Origin of the sequence: Saprospira grandis str. Lewin, assembly GCF_000250635.1 — a bacterium.
GTDB classification, from domain to species: domain Bacteria; phylum Bacteroidota; class Bacteroidia; order Chitinophagales; family Saprospiraceae; genus Saprospira; species Saprospira grandis.
On sequence record NC_016940.1, the window covers coordinates 2,584,083 to 2,599,322 of the forward strand.

The following is a 15,240-nucleotide window of genomic DNA, read 5'->3' on the forward strand; positions in this document are numbered from 1 at the left end:
AAGCTGACGCTCTGTCAGTTTAAGCTTATGTATATACGTCTTTTTGGCAGTTATCTAGCGCTTATTGCTCCTTTTCAGTTATTTTAGAGCATTCTTTCCGCCAAAACAAAGCTTATGAATCAAGCCGTCAAAACAACCCTACTGCTGCTCTGCCTAACGAGCTGGGGCAGCTCCCTCTTTGCCCAAACTTGGGTCGAATTATTAGAGGACCCCGAAGTGAATTTTAATCAGGTCCAACAAGCCTTTGAAAGCCAATGGGGAAACCGCCCCTACGAAAGAGGAAAAGGCTGGAAACAGTACAAACGCTGGGAGTTCTTTATGGAGGACCGCTCTTTCCCGCATGGCAAACGCCCCCGACCCAATAAGGCTTGGGAGGAACATCTCGCCTTTAAAAATAAATACCGCCAAGGCCAAAATTGGGGCAGCCGCTCCGCCAATTGGCAGCCCCTTGGCCCAAATAATTGGAGCAATCAAACGGGCTGGAACCCCGGCAATGGCCGTATCAATTGTACCGCTACCGACCCCAATAATTCAAATGTCCTTTATGCAGGCGCCCCCTCTGGTGGCCTCTGGAAAAGCACAAATGGCGGCCAGTCTTGGAGCTGCCTAACGGACCATCTGCCCGTACTGGGCGTTTCGGCTATCCTTATCGATCCCAATAATTCTAATCATCTCTATATCGGCACTGGCGATGGCGATGGCTCCGATACCTATAGTATTGGCGTCCTAGAGTCAGTAGACGGCGGAGCCAATTGGTCCACAACAGGCCTGAGCTTTACAGGCCGCAACCGCCTTATCCGTAGAATGATTATGCACCCCACAAATAATCAAATTATTTTTGCCGCGACCAATAATGGAATCTATCGCACAACAGATGGGGGGACCAACTGGAGCCGAACCCAAACGGGCAGCATGCGAGATGTGGAGTTTAAACCCGGAGACCCCAATACCGTTTATGCCTGTACCGACGAGTTTTATAAGTCTACCGATGGTGGCCAAACTTTTACTAAGATTACGGTGGGCCTACCCGCCGCCGCCGATGTCAATAGAGCCTCTATTGCCGTTTCTCCCGCCAACCCCAATTATCTCTATATCCTTTTTGGCGCAAGTAGCGATGCCGGTTATTATGGTATTTATCGCTCTACCAATAGCGGCCAAAGTTTTAGCCTGCAATCTAATTCGCCCAATATTTTTACCTATGAAACCGACGGTAGCGGAACAGGTGGCCAAAGCTGGTACGATATGGCCCTAGCAGTATCGCCCACTGATGCCAATGAGGTCTATGCTGGCGGGATCAATGTCTGGAAATCTAATGATGGGGGAGCCAACTGGCGCTGCCAAACGCATTGGGTCCACCCCAATAACCTCGGCTATGTACATGCCGATATCCATACCCTAGATTTCTTTGGTTCTGTTTTGCACTGCGGGAGCGATGGCGGCTTCTCTACTTCTGCCGATACGGGGGCTACCTGGACCTTCCGCTCGGCAGGGATGGAAATTACACAGTTTTACCGCATTGGTGTTTCGGCCCAAAGTGCCTACCGCATGATTGGCGGGGCCCAAGATAATGGCACCAATTATCTAGAAAACGGAACTTGGCTGCACGCCCTTGGTGGCGATGGCATGGAGGCCGCTATTGATCCCTCCAATAGCCAGATTATGTACGGTTGTATCCAAAATGGAGCCCTCAGAAGAAGCACCAATGGCGGCCAAAACTGGTCCAATATCAAACCCGCTAATGCCAATGGCGGCGCCTGGATTACCCCCTACCAAATTAACGCCCTCGCCCCCAACGAACTCTTTGCCGGCTATGAGGAGGTCTGGAAAACTACAGACCGTGGCGATAACTGGACCCAAATATCAAATTTTGGAACGGGCTCCAATCTTCGCTATCTACATATTGCCCCCTCTAATGCAAATTATATTTATACCGGGACCTATAGCAGGCTCTACCGCACAAGCGATGGGGGCCAAAACTGGTCTACGATTACCCCCAACTTGCCCAATAATTCAGCAATTAAGTATGTGGCGATCCACCCCAATAACCCCGACCAAATTTGGCTGGCCCTCTCTGGCTATAATGCTGGCGAAAAAGTAGTGAGCACTAGCGATGGGGGACAAACTTGGTCCAATGTGTCTGGGAATTTACCCAATCTGCCCATCAATTGTATTGTCTACCAAAATAACTCGCATAATGGTATTTATGTGGGGACCGACGTAGGGGTTTATTATACCGATTCTACCCTCAGCAGTTGGCAGTCTTATATGACGGGCCTTCCCAATGTTCCTGTCTATGAACTGGAAATCCATGATGGGATTGATAAAATTAGAGCCGCAACTTATGGCCGTGGCGTTTGGGAGTCCGATTTATTTGGGAGTGTCCCCATACCTCCCACAGCAAGCTTTATGTATAATAGTCAGTTGCTTTGTGCTTCAGATTCGCTACAGTTTACCGACCTCTCTAGTAATGCTAGCCCTGGCTGGCAATGGAGCTTCCCCGGCGGTAGTCCCGCTAGCTCTACTTTGGCCAACCCCAAGGTGCATTATCCCGCCTCGGGCAGCTATACCGCTAGCCTGATTGTCCAAAACCAACATGGAGCCGATACCATACAGCAACAGCTTCAGCTTAATTATGCGCTAAATGAACTAAACCTCGTCCTCGATTTTGATAATTATGCTTCAGAAACCTCTTGGGAGGTCTTGGACCAAAATGGCCAAGTCTTGGCCAGCGGCGGAGGCTATGCCAATGGAGCCAATAGCCAAATTGAAAATGTCTGCTTAGGAGACGGTTGCTTTACCCTAAATGTCTATGATAGCTATGGCGATGGGATCTGCTGTAACTACGGCAGCGGAAGCTACCAACTTCTAGATGCCCAAGGCAATATTTTGGTCAATAGCACAGGACAGTTTACTAGCCAAGAAAGTAATGCTTTTTGCCTCAACCAAAGCGCTCCTTTGGTAGCCGGAACCCCACAGGCTACGGTGGCGGGCTGCGGCCAAACTAATGCTAGCCTGACCGCTTCGGCTTCTGGTGGAGACGGAAACTATAGCTATAGCTTAGATGGCAACTCTTTTCAAGCTAATGCGGTCTTTAATAATTTGGCGGCAGGCAATTATACGGTCTATGTACAAGATGGGCAAGGCCAACAAAGTAGCACGACCATCCAAATTACAGAGCAGCAAGCTCCTAGGGCCCAAATTAGTAGCAGTAGTACACAGTTGTATTTGGACCAAGGGGCTACCATCAATTTACAGTCGGTGCTTTCTACAAATGCCGCTAACTACCAATGGAACCTAGGCGATGGTACTACTAGTGGCTTGGCTAGCCTCAGCCATAGCTATAGCCAAGCGGGGCAGTTTTGGGTGGTCCTTAGCGCTCTTCGCGATAATTGTAGTGATCAAGATAGCCTTTTGGTCACCGTAGACCTCACTAATGCCGTTAGCCAATCGGCTAAGCCCGAACTAGCTCTAGCGTTGTTCCCGCATCCCGTTCAAACTAGCTTGCAGTTTACACTCGAGCTACCCCAACCACAAGATAAGATGGAAATCTTTATCCATAATGCTTTGGGGCAGTTGATGTATTGGGAGGAAGTGGAACAACCCCAAGCTGAGCTCCAACGCCAAATTCATCTGGGCAATCAAGCTAATGGGGCCTATATTCTAAGTATCAAAACAGATGACTTTAGTTATTCTAAGCCCTTTATTAAGGCCGCCCCTTAATCTAGTCAATAACTAAATTTTATGGGCCAAGTACTGGCCCTGCCTAGCGGCAGTCGATTTAAATCGACTGCCGCTTTTTGTTTCTGCAGAATAGCTTCCTCCAACTGGAATATGCCGTTTTGCAACTGCAGAATAGGGCATAAAGGTTTTGATGAGCTGTTTGATCTCTGTCAAATAGGGCGTAAAGGTTTTGATGAGGTATTTTGCAACTGCAGAATAGGGCATAAAGGTTTTGATGTGGTGTTCTGCAACTGCAGAATAGGACATAAAGGTTTTGATGAGGTGTTCTGCAACTGCAGAATAGGGCAAAAAGGTTTTGATGGGGTGTTTTGCAACTGCAGAATAGGGCGTAAAGGTTTTGATGGGGTATTTGATCTCTGTCAAATAGGGCAAAAAGGTTTTGATGTGGTGTTCTGCAACTGCAGAATAGGACATAAAGGTTTTGATGAGGTGTTCTGCAACTGCAGAATAGGGCAAAAAGGTTTTGATGGGGTGTTTTGCAACTGCAGAATAGGGCATAAAGGTTTTGATGAGGTGTTTTGCAACTGCAGAATAGGGCATAAAGGTTTTGATGGGCTGTTTGTCCTTCGGCCATGGCGGCTTTGCCGCTATCTGCAGCCCTAAAGGCCGTAGATCCTAGAGCTGTAGGTTGAAACCTACAGCCAATTAACGAATGCATTTTAATATAAAATGGAGGGTTGAAACCCTCCATGAATAAACATCTTCTGGGCAGTTTAAATCATAAAAACGGCTGTTATGAGGGCCGTTAAAAGCTGTGGAGATTATAGATTAGGCGGGGAAAGAGTTAATTGTATGAGGGGTTCAACCCTCATACGCATATCATTGCGGAGCAATACCAACTGTTGCCTGGCTGTAGGTTTCAACCTACAGGCCCATATAGCAGGCCCGAAGGGCCGCAGGCCTAGCGATGCGGTGGGGTGGCCGTCAGGCCAGACCAAGGCGGCGCAGCCGCCGCAGGGCCGAGCAGACCTGCGAGCCCCAAAGCGTAGCGCCGCAAGGCGAAGCCGCAGCGGAGGCCCCAAAACAGCAGCGAGCTGCGGAACGACAACAAGGACTTTAGTCCGCAGTTCGACGACCAAAGGGAGTAACCGCCGCAAGGCGAAGCCGCAGCGGAGGCCCCAAAACAGCAGTATTATCGCCAATTTTTCTTAATAAACTGCCTTAATCGTTTGGCTTGGGCGGCAGCGCCAAATTCTCCAGCTTTCTTTTGTTGTTTGCGCCATTTATTCATATTTCGGAGCAATTTGCGTTTGATTTTCCGTTGATAGGGTTGTTGAACAATAGTAGAAATGGCGGCTTCTAGGTGTTCGCTATGGTCTTCTTTGTAGTATTGCCATTCTAGGGCATAGCTTTGGCTGGCGGCCTTCCAGATGGCCAAAACATCTTGGCTAGCGCGGCTTTGGCCCAGCCAATAATAGCATTGTTGGATCACTGCAGCCGTATCGCCTAGGGCGGCTAATTCATTTACATTTTGTTCGTAATAGGCGAGCCCCTGGGCAAAATTTCCTGCTCGGCAGGCGAGGCCAGCACGGCTCAGGCGGCACCAATTGCGGAGCTTTTGAAAGCCGTATTGGTCGGCCAATTGGACCCATCGACTGGCCCAGCGATCATAGTCTTGATCTTGAGCAAGGGCATAGTAGTAGGGCGCTTGATGGTACCAAGGAATATAGCTGTCGTAGAGCAGTTCATCGGCTGGATTTTGGAGGTAGGGGGGGAGGTAGCGGCAATAATAATCCTCAAAATACTGATCGGCTTTTTCCCATTGGCCCATATTGCGGTACTTGCCCGAGAGGCTGAGGCCCATGTTTTGGATGGTGGCCGTATCTTTTGTGCGTAGAGCCTGCTCGGTCCAGCGGTCCAAAACGAGCAGGGAATCCGCTTGGCTGGGGGCATATTTGAGCTGATAGGCATAGGGCAGATAGTGCTCCCACTTAAAGTAAAACTCATCTTGGCCCCAGCTCTCTAGATGCGTAAAGACCAGCTCTTCAAAGCAAGTTTGCATAAAGTCGCGGGCATCGGCCTCGCCTTGGTAGAGGCGGCAAGTACGGAGCAAATAGCTACTGGCTTCTCTCCAGCGGGGTTTGGGGCAATATTTTTTGAGATTTTTGTACCAGCGAACCGCATAGGGCTTGGCCTGGGCCCAAGAATGTGACTCCATCATGGCCCAGCGGTAGGGCGAGCGGCTAGCATCCTCCCAAAGTTGGGGTAAATCGGCATTGGGCAGATAAATTTCCTCATAAAAAGCCAGGGCGGGTTCGGGCTCCTCCAATTGGATCAGGGTTTCCATGGCCCGCCAAAGCTGCACAGGCTGCAGGCGGTCCAAATCGCTTCGGCCAACCTCCAAAATGCGTTTATAAAACTGCGCCAGCTGAAAATCCTCCTCTAGGCTGTCGTAAACATCGGCTAGTCGCCACTCTACATAATACAGTGGGTCCTTGCGCTGCATCCTGATCTCAAAACAACGCTCAAAATGATGCACGGCCTCCTCCAGATAATCGGCATCGTAGAGGGCAAGGCCCCAATGCGCTCGAATACTCGCCTCATAATCTAGGGCATCGAGTTCAGGGACCTCCTTGGCCCAAATAAGCAGGCTGTCGCCATAATGGTTAAAGTTTTGGATGCTCGGAAAGCGTTGTAGATAGGCCTCCCAATGCCACAAAAGCGTTTTTTTATCCCATTGCAACATCCGCAAAAGCTCCGCATCCAAATCGTCTTGTTCTTCTTTGCTCAACCATTGTTTGAGGTATTTTGCATAGGTTTTGGGCCGATGATAACAGACCGAAGACTCAAAATCAGAAAGCAGGCGAATCGATAAAGCCGCCGAGCTCAACAGCTTTTTATCGCTCAGCTCAATGCGCTCTAGCTCGAGCATAGAAGCGGCAGCATGAATCAGGGCCTCCCAAACAATTTCGCTGCAATAAACGGGGCTTTGCCCCATCCGAACAGATTGCAAAGGGCTGGCCTCGGCTGTTAATAGGAGCCGTTTGGGGTCCTCTCTGGGAAACTGATCTATTTTTTGGGCCATCAAGGGCAAAAAAAGAAGAAAAAAAAGAGACAAAAATAAGTAACGCATAGATTAATTGTTTTTATGGGCGTATCTTTGGGGCAGCGGCTTGCCCAAATTACGGAAAATGCCGTTATTGAGCACTTACTTTTTAGCGTAACAATTGAATTGAAATACTATGGATGCCAATCTGATCTATGAAGGGAAGATTATCAAAATTGAAGATACTCAACAGGTCACTGACCGCTTTAAGAAGCGTGCCTTTGTTGTAGAAACCGACGAGAACTACTCGCAGCTCATTCAGGCCGAACTCACTCAAGATAAATGTAGCCTGATCGATGACTACAAAGTAGGCGATAAGGTGCGTGTACACTTTAATATCCGTGGCCGCGAGTGGAATGGCCGCTATTTTACCAACCTCAATGCCTGGCGCCTAGAGCGTGTCGGCGCTCCCGCTGCCAATAACGCCCCCGTTGGCGACCTTCCCCCTCCCCCCGAAGAGGATGCCGTAGGCAATGATTATGAAGATGATTTGCCCTTTTAATATAAGAAGAGACCTAGCTGATTGGCTGGGTCTTTTTTTTGGGGCTGCCCCGCCCTGCGGGCGGGTCGGGCTGGGTACTCCCGTTGGTCGTCGAACTGGCGCCCCTTCGGGGCTGGTTGTCGCAGCTCGCTGTTAGTTGCTTCGCTGCGTCGGCTCCCGTTGGTGGGGTCGCTCGGCCCTGCAGCGCTTTCAGCGCTTTGGTCTGGCCCTGCGGGCCACTGCTATCCATCCCTCAGCCAGATTTAATTGCGCTGCTTTGGCTATAGTTTGCTATGAATTTTTGGCTAGACTAGCTATTTTTTAAGGGCATAGCCTTCGCTATGGCCGAGAAAAATAGGGCCGACTAGCGGAAAATTGCTGCAAACTATAAAAGTGAGTGCATTTAAATTTGGCTATGGCCTGCGGCGGCTTTGCCGCCTGCTAGACGCAGAAGGGCCAAAAACTACAAAAAGATGAATAGTAGCGATAAAAAAATTGTACAATCAAATAGAGCTTTGTATTTTGAGCCCAGTTTTTAACGCAGCCCAACAGAGTTAGGCTATAAACAGAAACAGCAACTATGGCAACAAGACAGATTCGTTTGCGCGAAGCCTTGCGAGAAGCAATGGTAGAAGAAATGCGCCGAGATGAAAATGTATTCTTGATGGGCGAGGAAGTCGCTCAATATAATGGAGCCTATAAGGTCAGCCAAGGCATGCTCGATGAATTTGGGGCAAAGCGAGTTATTGATACCCCCATTGCCGAACTCGGCTTTGCGGCTATTGGTACTGGTGCAGCTATGGCGGGCTTGCGTCCAATTGTAGAATTTATGACTTGGAACTTTGCGGTTTTGGCTTTTGACCAAATCGTCAACCATGCCGCCAAGATTTTGCATATGTCTGGCGGACAAATTAAGTGTCCTATTGTTTTCCGTGGCCCTTCTGGTGCAGCTGGACAATTGGCGCAGCAGCACTCTCAAACCTTTGAGAGCTGGATGGGCCAAGTTCCTGGCCTCAAGGTGATCTCTACGGTAGATCCCTATGATGCCAAAGGCCTTCTAAAAGCCGCTATCCGCGATGAGGACCCCGTTTGTTTTATGGAGTCGGAATTGGCTTATTCTAATATGGGCGAAGTACCCGAGGAGGAGTATATTCTCCCCATCGGTAAGGCGGCCGTCAAGCGAGAAGGAACCGATGTAACTATTGTCTCTTATAACAAAATGATGTTGGTGGCTCAAACCGCTGCCGATGAATTGGCCAAAGAGGGCATTTCTGCGGAGGTGATTGACCTGAGAACCATTCGTCCTTTGGATATTGATACCATTGTCGCTTCGGTTAAAAAGACTAACCGCCTGCTGGTGGTCGATGAGTCTTGGCCCTATGCTTCTGTATCTTCAGAAATTGCTTATGTCATCCAGCGCCATGCTTTTGACTACCTAGATGCGCCCGTTATGCGCGTCAATTCTGCCGATACTTCTTTGGGCTATTCTTCTGTATATGTAGATGAGTATATGCCCAATCCCGCCAGAGTAGTAAAAGCGGCCAAAGCCGTTATGTACAAGCTCTAAAAGGCGTAGATCAGTGGACAAAAGATAGAAAGGCTCCTTCGTGGAGCCTTTTTTTTGCTGAAGTTTTCGCTTTCATCAAAAGCTTCCCTAACTTTCTAGAAAATACACTAGCTATGAACTACCTCAAATCAAGTCTATTGCTCTTGGCCCTTGCTCTTTTTGTGGCCTGTAGTGGCGATAGCATCAATTATGCAGAAAAACTAGAAGGAAAATGGGAATTGAGCAATGTGAGTGCTATTCTCAAAGCAGGCTATGGCGGCAACTACGATTTTGAGGCCCTCAATGCGGGCTACCTCAAGTTTAATGCAAATGGCAGCTATGAGAGCAAAATTGATCAGTTGGAGAATAAGGGCCAATGGGAGGTTGCCCAAGATGGCAGCTTTATCCAGCTCAAAGCCGATAGCCTCCCCTTTGATGATAAATTAAAGCTTCGTTTTGAAAACGAACGGAGTATTTTTATCTACAATAACGGTAAAGAGTATCAGTTTAAGAAGCTGAACTAATTTGGACCAAAAAAAAGGGCTGCCGAATCTTCGGCAGCCCTTTTTGCATGCTTTAGGGTTGGGTCAGCACTTGATAATCGGAGGCATGCGTACCATCTAATTTGACCATACAGTCGTAGATTTTTCGCTTGGTCCGAAAATCGGCCACCTCAAAGACATTGAGAATCTCTTCTCTTTTGCTATTCGTAAAAATTTGCATCAGCAGCATACTGGGATAAGCAGCATTGACGGCTTTGATGCTTACTAGGGCTTCTTCCATGGCTTTAATGCCTTCTGCTCGGCTATCTTCTTGGCTTAGGCGATCTAGGCCCAAAAGATAATATTTGTACATCGCTCGGCGCATCGGTTTTACCCGCACATTGAGCAAGTTTTCAATCAGCCAATAGCGGCTTTGGTTCCCATCGTTTACGGTCCAGCCCTTGGCGGTACCTCTAGGCACGGCATTCAGGATATCTTGGGCCTTATTGAGGTACTTCTCTCCGCCCAACTCCTCAAAAGAGTCATGGTCCATACCCAAAACAATATAGGCATAAAAAGCAATGGTAGAGGTCAGGTTGGAGGTGAAGCTCCCCTCGGTAAAATCAAGCACCTCAAACTCTCCATAATTAAAGTAGAAGTCCTTATCGAGGTATTGAAAAAGCACCGAATTATAGCCACTCTTATAAACTGGGCGGCTGGCCTGCACCGTTAGTTGGGCCTTAAAACTAGTTTGCGAGATTTCCTCATCTACGGTTAAGATGATATTCATCTCAATTCGTTCTTCGGGCTCGTATTCTTGGTCGGTCCACTTTCGGTTATTGACAAATTCCTCCAAGGCGGTTTTCAAACTCTTAAAGACCTTGGGGTCGGCAGTTTGTAGCTTGGGGGTGTTAATGGTCACCGAGCTTCGGATTTCTTGGCTCCAGGCTTGTGTCAGCCCAAAAACCAAGGCCAAAGAAAGCAATAATTTTCGCATCATATCAGACTAAAGTTGGGCAGTTAGCTCCTGGGCATTTTCAGCTTTTTTTTGGAGCATCTTGCAGATTTTTGCCGCAATATCCTCAGCGACTTCCAGCTTAGATTTTAGTTCATGCTCTTCAATCTCTAGCTGTCGGTCAATAAAGGTGACCTTATTGGTGTCATGGCCAAAACCAGCACCTTTGTCACGGAGGCTATTGAGGACGATAAAGTCAAAGTTCTTTTTCTCCAGTTTTTTGCTGGCATTTTTTCTAAAGTTCTGGGTTTCTAGGGCAAAACCAACCATACATTGCTGCTCGGTCTTGATTTTTCCTAGTTCTTGGGCAATGTCTTTGGTTCGACAAAGATCAATGCGCATGGGGTCCCCATCTTTTTTCTTGATCTTTTCACAGGCTACATTTTCTGGGGTGTAGTCGGCTACGGCTGCTGCCAAAACGGCAATATGGGCCTGCGGAAAAGCCGAAATGGCTGCCTCATACATCTCTTGGGCCGATTTTACATCAATGATTTTAACGGCGGGATGCTTGGGCTTTACCTTAACTGGACCAGAAATCAGGGTCACTTCTGCACCCAATTTGGCCAAGGTATCGGCAATGGCGGTGCCCATTTTCCCGGTAGAATGGTTCGTAATATAACGAACGGGATCAATGGCTTCAACGGTGGGGCCAGAGGTCAAAATTGCTTTTAATCCCTTGAGTGGCTGTGGTCCTTGCTGCATAAAATGCAGCTCCAAGGCCTCTACAATATGCTCGGGCTCGGCCATGCGGCCTTTGCCTACCAAACCACTGGCTAGTTCGCCTTCTTCGGCATCAATCAAAATGTTGCCATAGCTCTTGAGCTTATCAATATTGGCTAGGGTAGCCGGATGGGTAAACATATCGAGGTCCATGGCGGGAGCAAAGAAAACGGGGCAGCGGCTAGAGAGGTAGGTGGCTAGCACCATATTATTACAAAAACCGTTGGCCATGGCCGCTAGGGTATTGGCGGTAGCGGGAGCCACCAGCATGGCATCGGCCCAAAGCCCTAGTTCCACATGGTTGTTCCAACCTTCTTCAGAGGTCACCGAACTATAGACAGAACGTTTCGATAGGGTCGAAAGTGTAAGAGGAGTAATAAATTTGGTGGCGGCATCGGTCATGACAATCTGTACCTCGGCACCAGCCTTAATGAGTAATCTTGTTAGGCTTGCCGTTTTGTAGGCGGCAATGCTACCGGTTACGGCCAAAAGTATTTTTTTCCCTTTTAACATAAAAAAGCATTTTGTAGCGCAGGGGGCTGTCTGTATGCGCTCAGTCGAAAATTAAGGAATAAATAGGGGCAAAGGGGAGCTTTTTTTGGGGCTGCCCCTACGGCCCTTTGGGCCTTCGGGTCGGGCTGTGTCAGGGCTCGCAGGTCTGCTCGGCCCTTCGCTTTTTCGCTATGCTCAAAAGCTCGGTCTGCGGCTTCGCCGCCCCCTTAACCATCCCTCAGCCTGCGGCGGCTTCGCCGCCTGCTAGGTCCAAAAAGGCTTGCCCTAGGGGCATAAAAAAACAGTTGAAAAAGTCTAAGCCATAGGCTAATCAAAATAATAGACTTTTCCAACTGCTGTTGCCCCTATCTTAGGGCCAAGAAATCAGGCATATAATTATGCTTCTTCTTCATCTTCACGCATGCGATACTCCAATTCGTCATTCATAAACTCATTAAGAGCAATGATAGCGGGATTGGGCAGACGCTCATAAAACTTAGAGATTTCAATCTGCTCCTTGTTTTCGTGCACCTCTTCCAAGGTATCTGTAGCAGAAGCAAACTCCTCTAGTTTAGAGTGGAGCTCTCTTTTGAGTTCTACAGAAATTTGGCGCGAACGGCTACCAATTACATTTAGAGACTCATAAATGTTGCCGCCACCTTTTGCGGACATCGCAAAAACGTTACGGGCTTCGATGTAAGGGTTGATTCCTTGTGCGCGCTCTTTAATTTCACTCATTTTGCAATCTTTTTATTCGCTGCTTACTAATGTTAATCATGTTTTTCACCTCTGAGGCATAGCGGCTATCGCTATGTTTGCGCTCAAAGATTTTTGCTTTTTCGATCACCTCTTCAAAGCGTTCTACTTGTTTAGATAAGATACTTTTTTCGGCATAGCCAAAAGAAGACTTAATAATCATGTAGCGGATATAAGGGGCCTCCTGGGTATCTGGAAAATCCAGCAAGAGGTTGTCAAAACTATGCACGGCCGCTTGGTAGTGGCTGCGCTTGTAGTAGCCTTTGGCGGCTTCTAGGGCTTTGGTTTCTAATTTGGCCCGAAGCAAATCAATTTGTTCGTTACACAAACTGACTCTATCGCTAAGGGGGTACATATTGACAAAGAACTGATAGCCTTCTATGGCTTCTTCGGTATCCTCCTGAGTAAGTCGAAAATTAGGCGATAACTTTCGGCTAGATTCTGCGGCCAAAAAGAGGGCTTCTTCTGCAAATTCAGAATTGGGGAAGGTATTGTAAAATTGGCGGAAATAGTAAGAAGAGAAGCTGTAATTTCTCATTCGGTGGTGTGTACTAGCATAGTAGTAATACACTTTTTCCGATTTCTCACTTCCGCGCACCAGCCCCATCAGGTCCTCTAAGAGGTATTGCGCTTTTTGGTAATCTCCGGCTTCGTAAAAGGCTAGGGCTTTCTCATAGCGATAGTCGAGGTCGGGGTTCATCCGAATCTTATCAATGTTTTCCCTTTGGCAGGCAAAACTGAGGAGGATGAAGAGGAGGCTATAAAGGCCTACTTTTAGTTTTAACATAACTGCAAATATAAGCTTTTTCTAAGATTATCAAGGCCCTAGGATTATTTATTTTGGGCAACTACAGCCTAAAGAACGAGTCTAAAGGCCAAAAGGCAGGGTTTAGAGGCCCATTTCTAGGTTGGTCTTGGCATTTTTGAGTTCGGAGAGGCTGTGGGCGTCTCCAGTTTTTTGGGCCAGAGCGATTCCTTCTTCATAGATGCGCATGGCCATTTCTTCCTCTTCATTTTCTATCAGCAGGGCGGCATAATGGTAATAGAGGCCCATATATTGGGGGCTATCTTTATATAGGGCCGCATATTGTTGCAGGGCCAATTCTATTTCTTCTTGTTTTTCATATTCTTTGGCAAGGGCAAATCGGAGGAAGGCATCCTGGGGTTTTTGGCCCAGCAGCTGTTGAAGTTGTTCTAGTCGTTTTGACATGGCAAATCCTAATTTTTGCGCAAAGATAGTTTTTTATCAGGCTAGGCCCAAAGCTTTTGCCTTTGGAGCTAGACTTTCTTCTTTGTCGAGCGCAAGGCCCAAGGGGCCTTTTTTTTGGCCTAGCGATGTGGAGGGGGGCGGCGCAGCCGCAGACCAAGGCCGTCAGGCCGCAGGGCCGAGCGAACAGCGAGCCCCGCAACGTAGCGCCGAGGAGCGCAGCGAGGCGGAGGCCCCAAAGGAAAGAGAAAAGAATTCTAAGGCCTTAAAAGTCTGCATTCTGCATATAAAAGCCTAATTTTGCGCCCTTAAAGCGTTCATTTTAATCAAAAAAAAGAAAATGGCAGGCTACTATAACAACATTCTAGAAACCATTGGCAATACGCCATTGGTCAAGCTCAACAAAATTGTCAAAGAGGTTCCCGCCACAGTTCTGGCGAAGGTAGAAACCACCAATCCCGGTAACTCGGTAAAGGACCGCATGGCCCTAAAAATGGTGGAAGATGCGGAAAAAGCGGGTTTGCTCAAGCCAGGAGGGACCATTATTGAATGTACCTCTGGAAATACCGGGATGGGCATTGCCATTGCGGCAGTTGTAAAAGGGTACAAATGTATTTTTACCACAACAGATAAGCAATCTAAGGAGAAGGTAGATATTTTGCGGGCCGTAGGGGCCGAGGTGATTGTTTGCCCGACCAATGTGGGTCCAGAAGACCCCCGCTCTTACTACTCTGTAGCCGAGCGATTGAGTAAGGAAATTCCCAACTCTTTTTGGTGCAACCAATATGACAACCTCTCTAACCGTCTAGCGCATTATGAGAGTACGGGTCCTGAAATTTGGGAACAAACGGAAGGAAAAATTACGCACTTTGTAGTAGGTGTAGGGACCGGCGGAACGATTTCTGGCGTTGGTCGCTACCTCAAGGAGCAAAATCCCAATATCAAAATCTGGGGAATCGATCCCTATGGTTCTGTCTTTAAGAAGTACCATGAAACAGGCGAATTTGATGAAAAAGAGATTTACCCTTATGTAACGGAAGGGATTGGCGAGGATATTTTGCCTAAAAATGTAGACTTTGAGATCATTGACCACTTTGAGAAAGTGACCGATAAAGATGCTGCGATTGGGACCAGAGAATTGGCTCGCCAAGAAGGTATTATGGTAGGCAACTCTGCCGGTTCGGCCATTATGGGCGTTAAGCAATTGGCTAGCGAGCTCAAAGAAGATGATCTGGTGGTGGTGCTTTTCCATGACCACGGTAGCCGTTATGTGGGCAAAATGTTTAACGATGAGTGGATGCGCGAGCGCGGCTTTTTGGAAGATGAGCTCAAGGTGAAAGACCTCATTGCTAAAAAAGACAACTCTGATTTCTTTACCCTCAAGAGCAGCCAAACCGTTAAGGAAGCTTTGCAATTTATGAAAGAGCACGATCTTTCTCAATTGCCTTTGGTCGATGAGGCGGGCAAAATTGTAGGCGCCATTACCGAAACTTTGGTCCTTAGCTGCTTGCTTGAAAACCCAATGAGCAACAGTGAGCGCCCCTTGAGCGAAATCATGTGTGCGCCTTTCCCCCTTGTTGATTTGGAACTATCGGTAAAGAAGGTAGGTGGTTATTTTAACCATAAAACGCCTGCAGTTATCGCTATTGATAAGGCGGGGATTCCGCATATCATTACCAAATATGATATGATCCAGACGATTGGCTAATTGCGGCTTGTCCAAAAATGAAAAGAGGATGATCATTTGATCATCC

General features: G+C 47.8%; 12 protein-coding genes. 5 read left to right on the forward strand and 7 right to left on the reverse strand.

Annotated elements, in window-relative coordinates; genetic code table 11:
- The first annotated feature begins 114 nt into the window (after positions 1–114).
- Complete coding sequence (locus SGRA_RS11535; RefSeq protein WP_015692877.1) at positions 115–3,720, forward strand: VPS10 domain-containing protein; 3,606 nt, start codon at positions 115–117, stop codon at positions 3,718–3,720.
- Between the two features lie 12 nt (positions 3,721–3,732).
- Here the strand turns inward: SGRA_RS11535 and SGRA_RS11540 are convergent, their stop codons facing one another.
- Positions 3,733–4,281: a hypothetical protein gene (locus tag SGRA_RS11540; protein ID WP_015692878.1), complete on the reverse strand. Its 549-nt coding sequence runs from the start codon at positions 4,279–4,281 to the stop codon at positions 3,733–3,735.
- Between the two features lie 592 nt (positions 4,282–4,873).
- Positions 4,874–6,814 carry a hypothetical protein gene (locus SGRA_RS11545; protein ID WP_015692879.1) on the reverse strand — a complete coding sequence of 647 codons (1,941 nt, stop codon included), beginning with the start codon at positions 6,812–6,814 and terminating at the stop codon, positions 4,874–4,876.
- Positions 6,815–6,923: 109 nt separating this feature from the next.
- Here SGRA_RS11545 and SGRA_RS11550 point away from each other — a divergent pair, with 109 nt between their 5' ends.
- The 3 genes from SGRA_RS11550 to SGRA_RS11565 all read left to right on the forward strand — a co-directional run bounded on the left by SGRA_RS11550 (position 6,924) and on the right by SGRA_RS11565 (position 9,338).
- Entirely contained in the window at positions 6,924–7,289 is a 366-nt protein-coding gene (locus SGRA_RS11550) for a DUF3127 domain-containing protein (protein ID WP_015692880.1), read from the forward strand.
- Between the two features lie 559 nt (positions 7,290–7,848).
- Entirely contained in the window at positions 7,849–8,835 is a 987-nt protein-coding gene (locus SGRA_RS11560; protein WP_015692882.1) for a pyruvate dehydrogenase complex E1 component subunit beta, read from the forward strand.
- A gap of 113 nt (positions 8,836–8,948) precedes the next feature.
- A complete protein-coding gene (locus tag SGRA_RS11565) occupies positions 8,949–9,338 on the forward strand; it encodes a hypothetical protein (protein ID WP_015692883.1) in 390 nt (129 codons plus the stop codon).
- 52 nt (positions 9,339–9,390) lie between these two features.
- Here SGRA_RS11565 and porD read toward each other — a convergent pair whose 3' ends face one another.
- The 5 genes from porD to SGRA_RS11590 all read right to left on the reverse strand — a co-directional run bounded on the left by porD (position 9,391) and on the right by SGRA_RS11590 (position 13,489).
- Positions 9,391–10,296: a type IX secretion system protein PorD gene (gene porD, locus SGRA_RS11570; RefSeq protein WP_015692884.1), complete on the reverse strand. Its 906-nt coding sequence runs from the start codon at positions 10,294–10,296 to the stop codon at positions 9,391–9,393.
- A gap of 6 nt (positions 10,297–10,302) precedes the next feature.
- Positions 10,303–11,544 carry a bifunctional phosphopantothenoylcysteine decarboxylase/phosphopantothenate--cysteine ligase CoaBC gene (gene coaBC, locus SGRA_RS11575; RefSeq protein ID WP_015692885.1) on the reverse strand — a complete coding sequence of 414 codons (1,242 nt, stop codon included), beginning with the start codon at positions 11,542–11,544 and terminating at the stop codon, positions 10,303–10,305.
- A 375-nt stretch (positions 11,545–11,919) separates the two neighbouring features.
- A complete protein-coding gene (locus tag SGRA_RS11580) occupies positions 11,920–12,261 on the reverse strand; it encodes a DNA-directed RNA polymerase subunit omega (protein WP_015692886.1) in 342 nt (113 codons plus the stop codon).
- Positions 12,254–13,066 carry an outer membrane protein assembly factor BamD gene (locus SGRA_RS11585; RefSeq protein WP_015692887.1) on the reverse strand — a complete coding sequence of 271 codons (813 nt, stop codon included), beginning with the start codon at positions 13,064–13,066 and terminating at the stop codon, positions 12,254–12,256. The genes SGRA_RS11580 and SGRA_RS11585 overlap by 8 nt, the downstream gene beginning before the upstream one ends.
- A gap of 102 nt (positions 13,067–13,168) precedes the next feature.
- On the reverse strand, positions 13,169–13,489 hold the full coding sequence (locus SGRA_RS11590; protein ID WP_015692888.1) for a hypothetical protein: 321 nt from the start codon (positions 13,487–13,489) through the stop codon (positions 13,169–13,171).
- 337 nt (positions 13,490–13,826) lie between these two features.
- Between SGRA_RS11590 and SGRA_RS11600 the strand changes: the two genes are divergently transcribed.
- Entirely contained in the window at positions 13,827–15,194 is a 1,368-nt protein-coding gene (locus tag SGRA_RS11600; protein ID WP_015692890.1) for a pyridoxal-phosphate dependent enzyme, read from the forward strand.
- Positions 15,195–15,240 lie beyond the last annotated feature (46 nt).

Bases quoted from the DNA above. Each gene is read 5' to 3' on its own strand.
- SGRA_RS11535 (WP_015692877.1), top strand. From the start codon at position 115: ATGAATCAAGCCGTCAAAACAACCCTACTGCTGCTCTGCCTAACGAGC.
- SGRA_RS11540 (WP_015692878.1), bottom strand. From the start codon at position 4,281: ATGCCCTATTCTGCAGTTGCAAAACACCTCATCAAAACCTTTATGCCC.
- SGRA_RS11545 (WP_015692879.1), bottom strand. From the start codon at position 6,814: ATGCGTTACTTATTTTTGTCTCTTTTTTTTCTTCTTTTTTTGCCCTTG.
- SGRA_RS11550 (WP_015692880.1), top strand. From the start codon at position 6,924: ATGGATGCCAATCTGATCTATGAAGGGAAGATTATCAAAATTGAAGAT.
- SGRA_RS11560 (WP_015692882.1), top strand. From the start codon at position 7,849: ATGGCAACAAGACAGATTCGTTTGCGCGAAGCCTTGCGAGAAGCAATG.
- SGRA_RS11565 (WP_015692883.1), top strand. From the start codon at position 8,949: ATGAACTACCTCAAATCAAGTCTATTGCTCTTGGCCCTTGCTCTTTTT.
- porD (WP_015692884.1), bottom strand. From the start codon at position 10,296: ATGATGCGAAAATTATTGCTTTCTTTGGCCTTGGTTTTTGGGCTGACA.
- coaBC (WP_015692885.1), bottom strand. From the start codon at position 11,544: ATGTTAAAAGGGAAAAAAATACTTTTGGCCGTAACCGGTAGCATTGCC.
- SGRA_RS11580 (WP_015692886.1), bottom strand. From the start codon at position 12,261: ATGAGTGAAATTAAAGAGCGCGCACAAGGAATCAACCCTTACATCGAA.
- SGRA_RS11585 (WP_015692887.1), bottom strand. From the start codon at position 13,066: ATGTTAAAACTAAAAGTAGGCCTTTATAGCCTCCTCTTCATCCTCCTC.
- SGRA_RS11590 (WP_015692888.1), bottom strand. From the start codon at position 13,489: ATGTCAAAACGACTAGAACAACTTCAACAGCTGCTGGGCCAAAAACCC.
- SGRA_RS11600 (WP_015692890.1), top strand. From the start codon at position 13,827: ATGGCAGGCTACTATAACAACATTCTAGAAACCATTGGCAATACGCCA.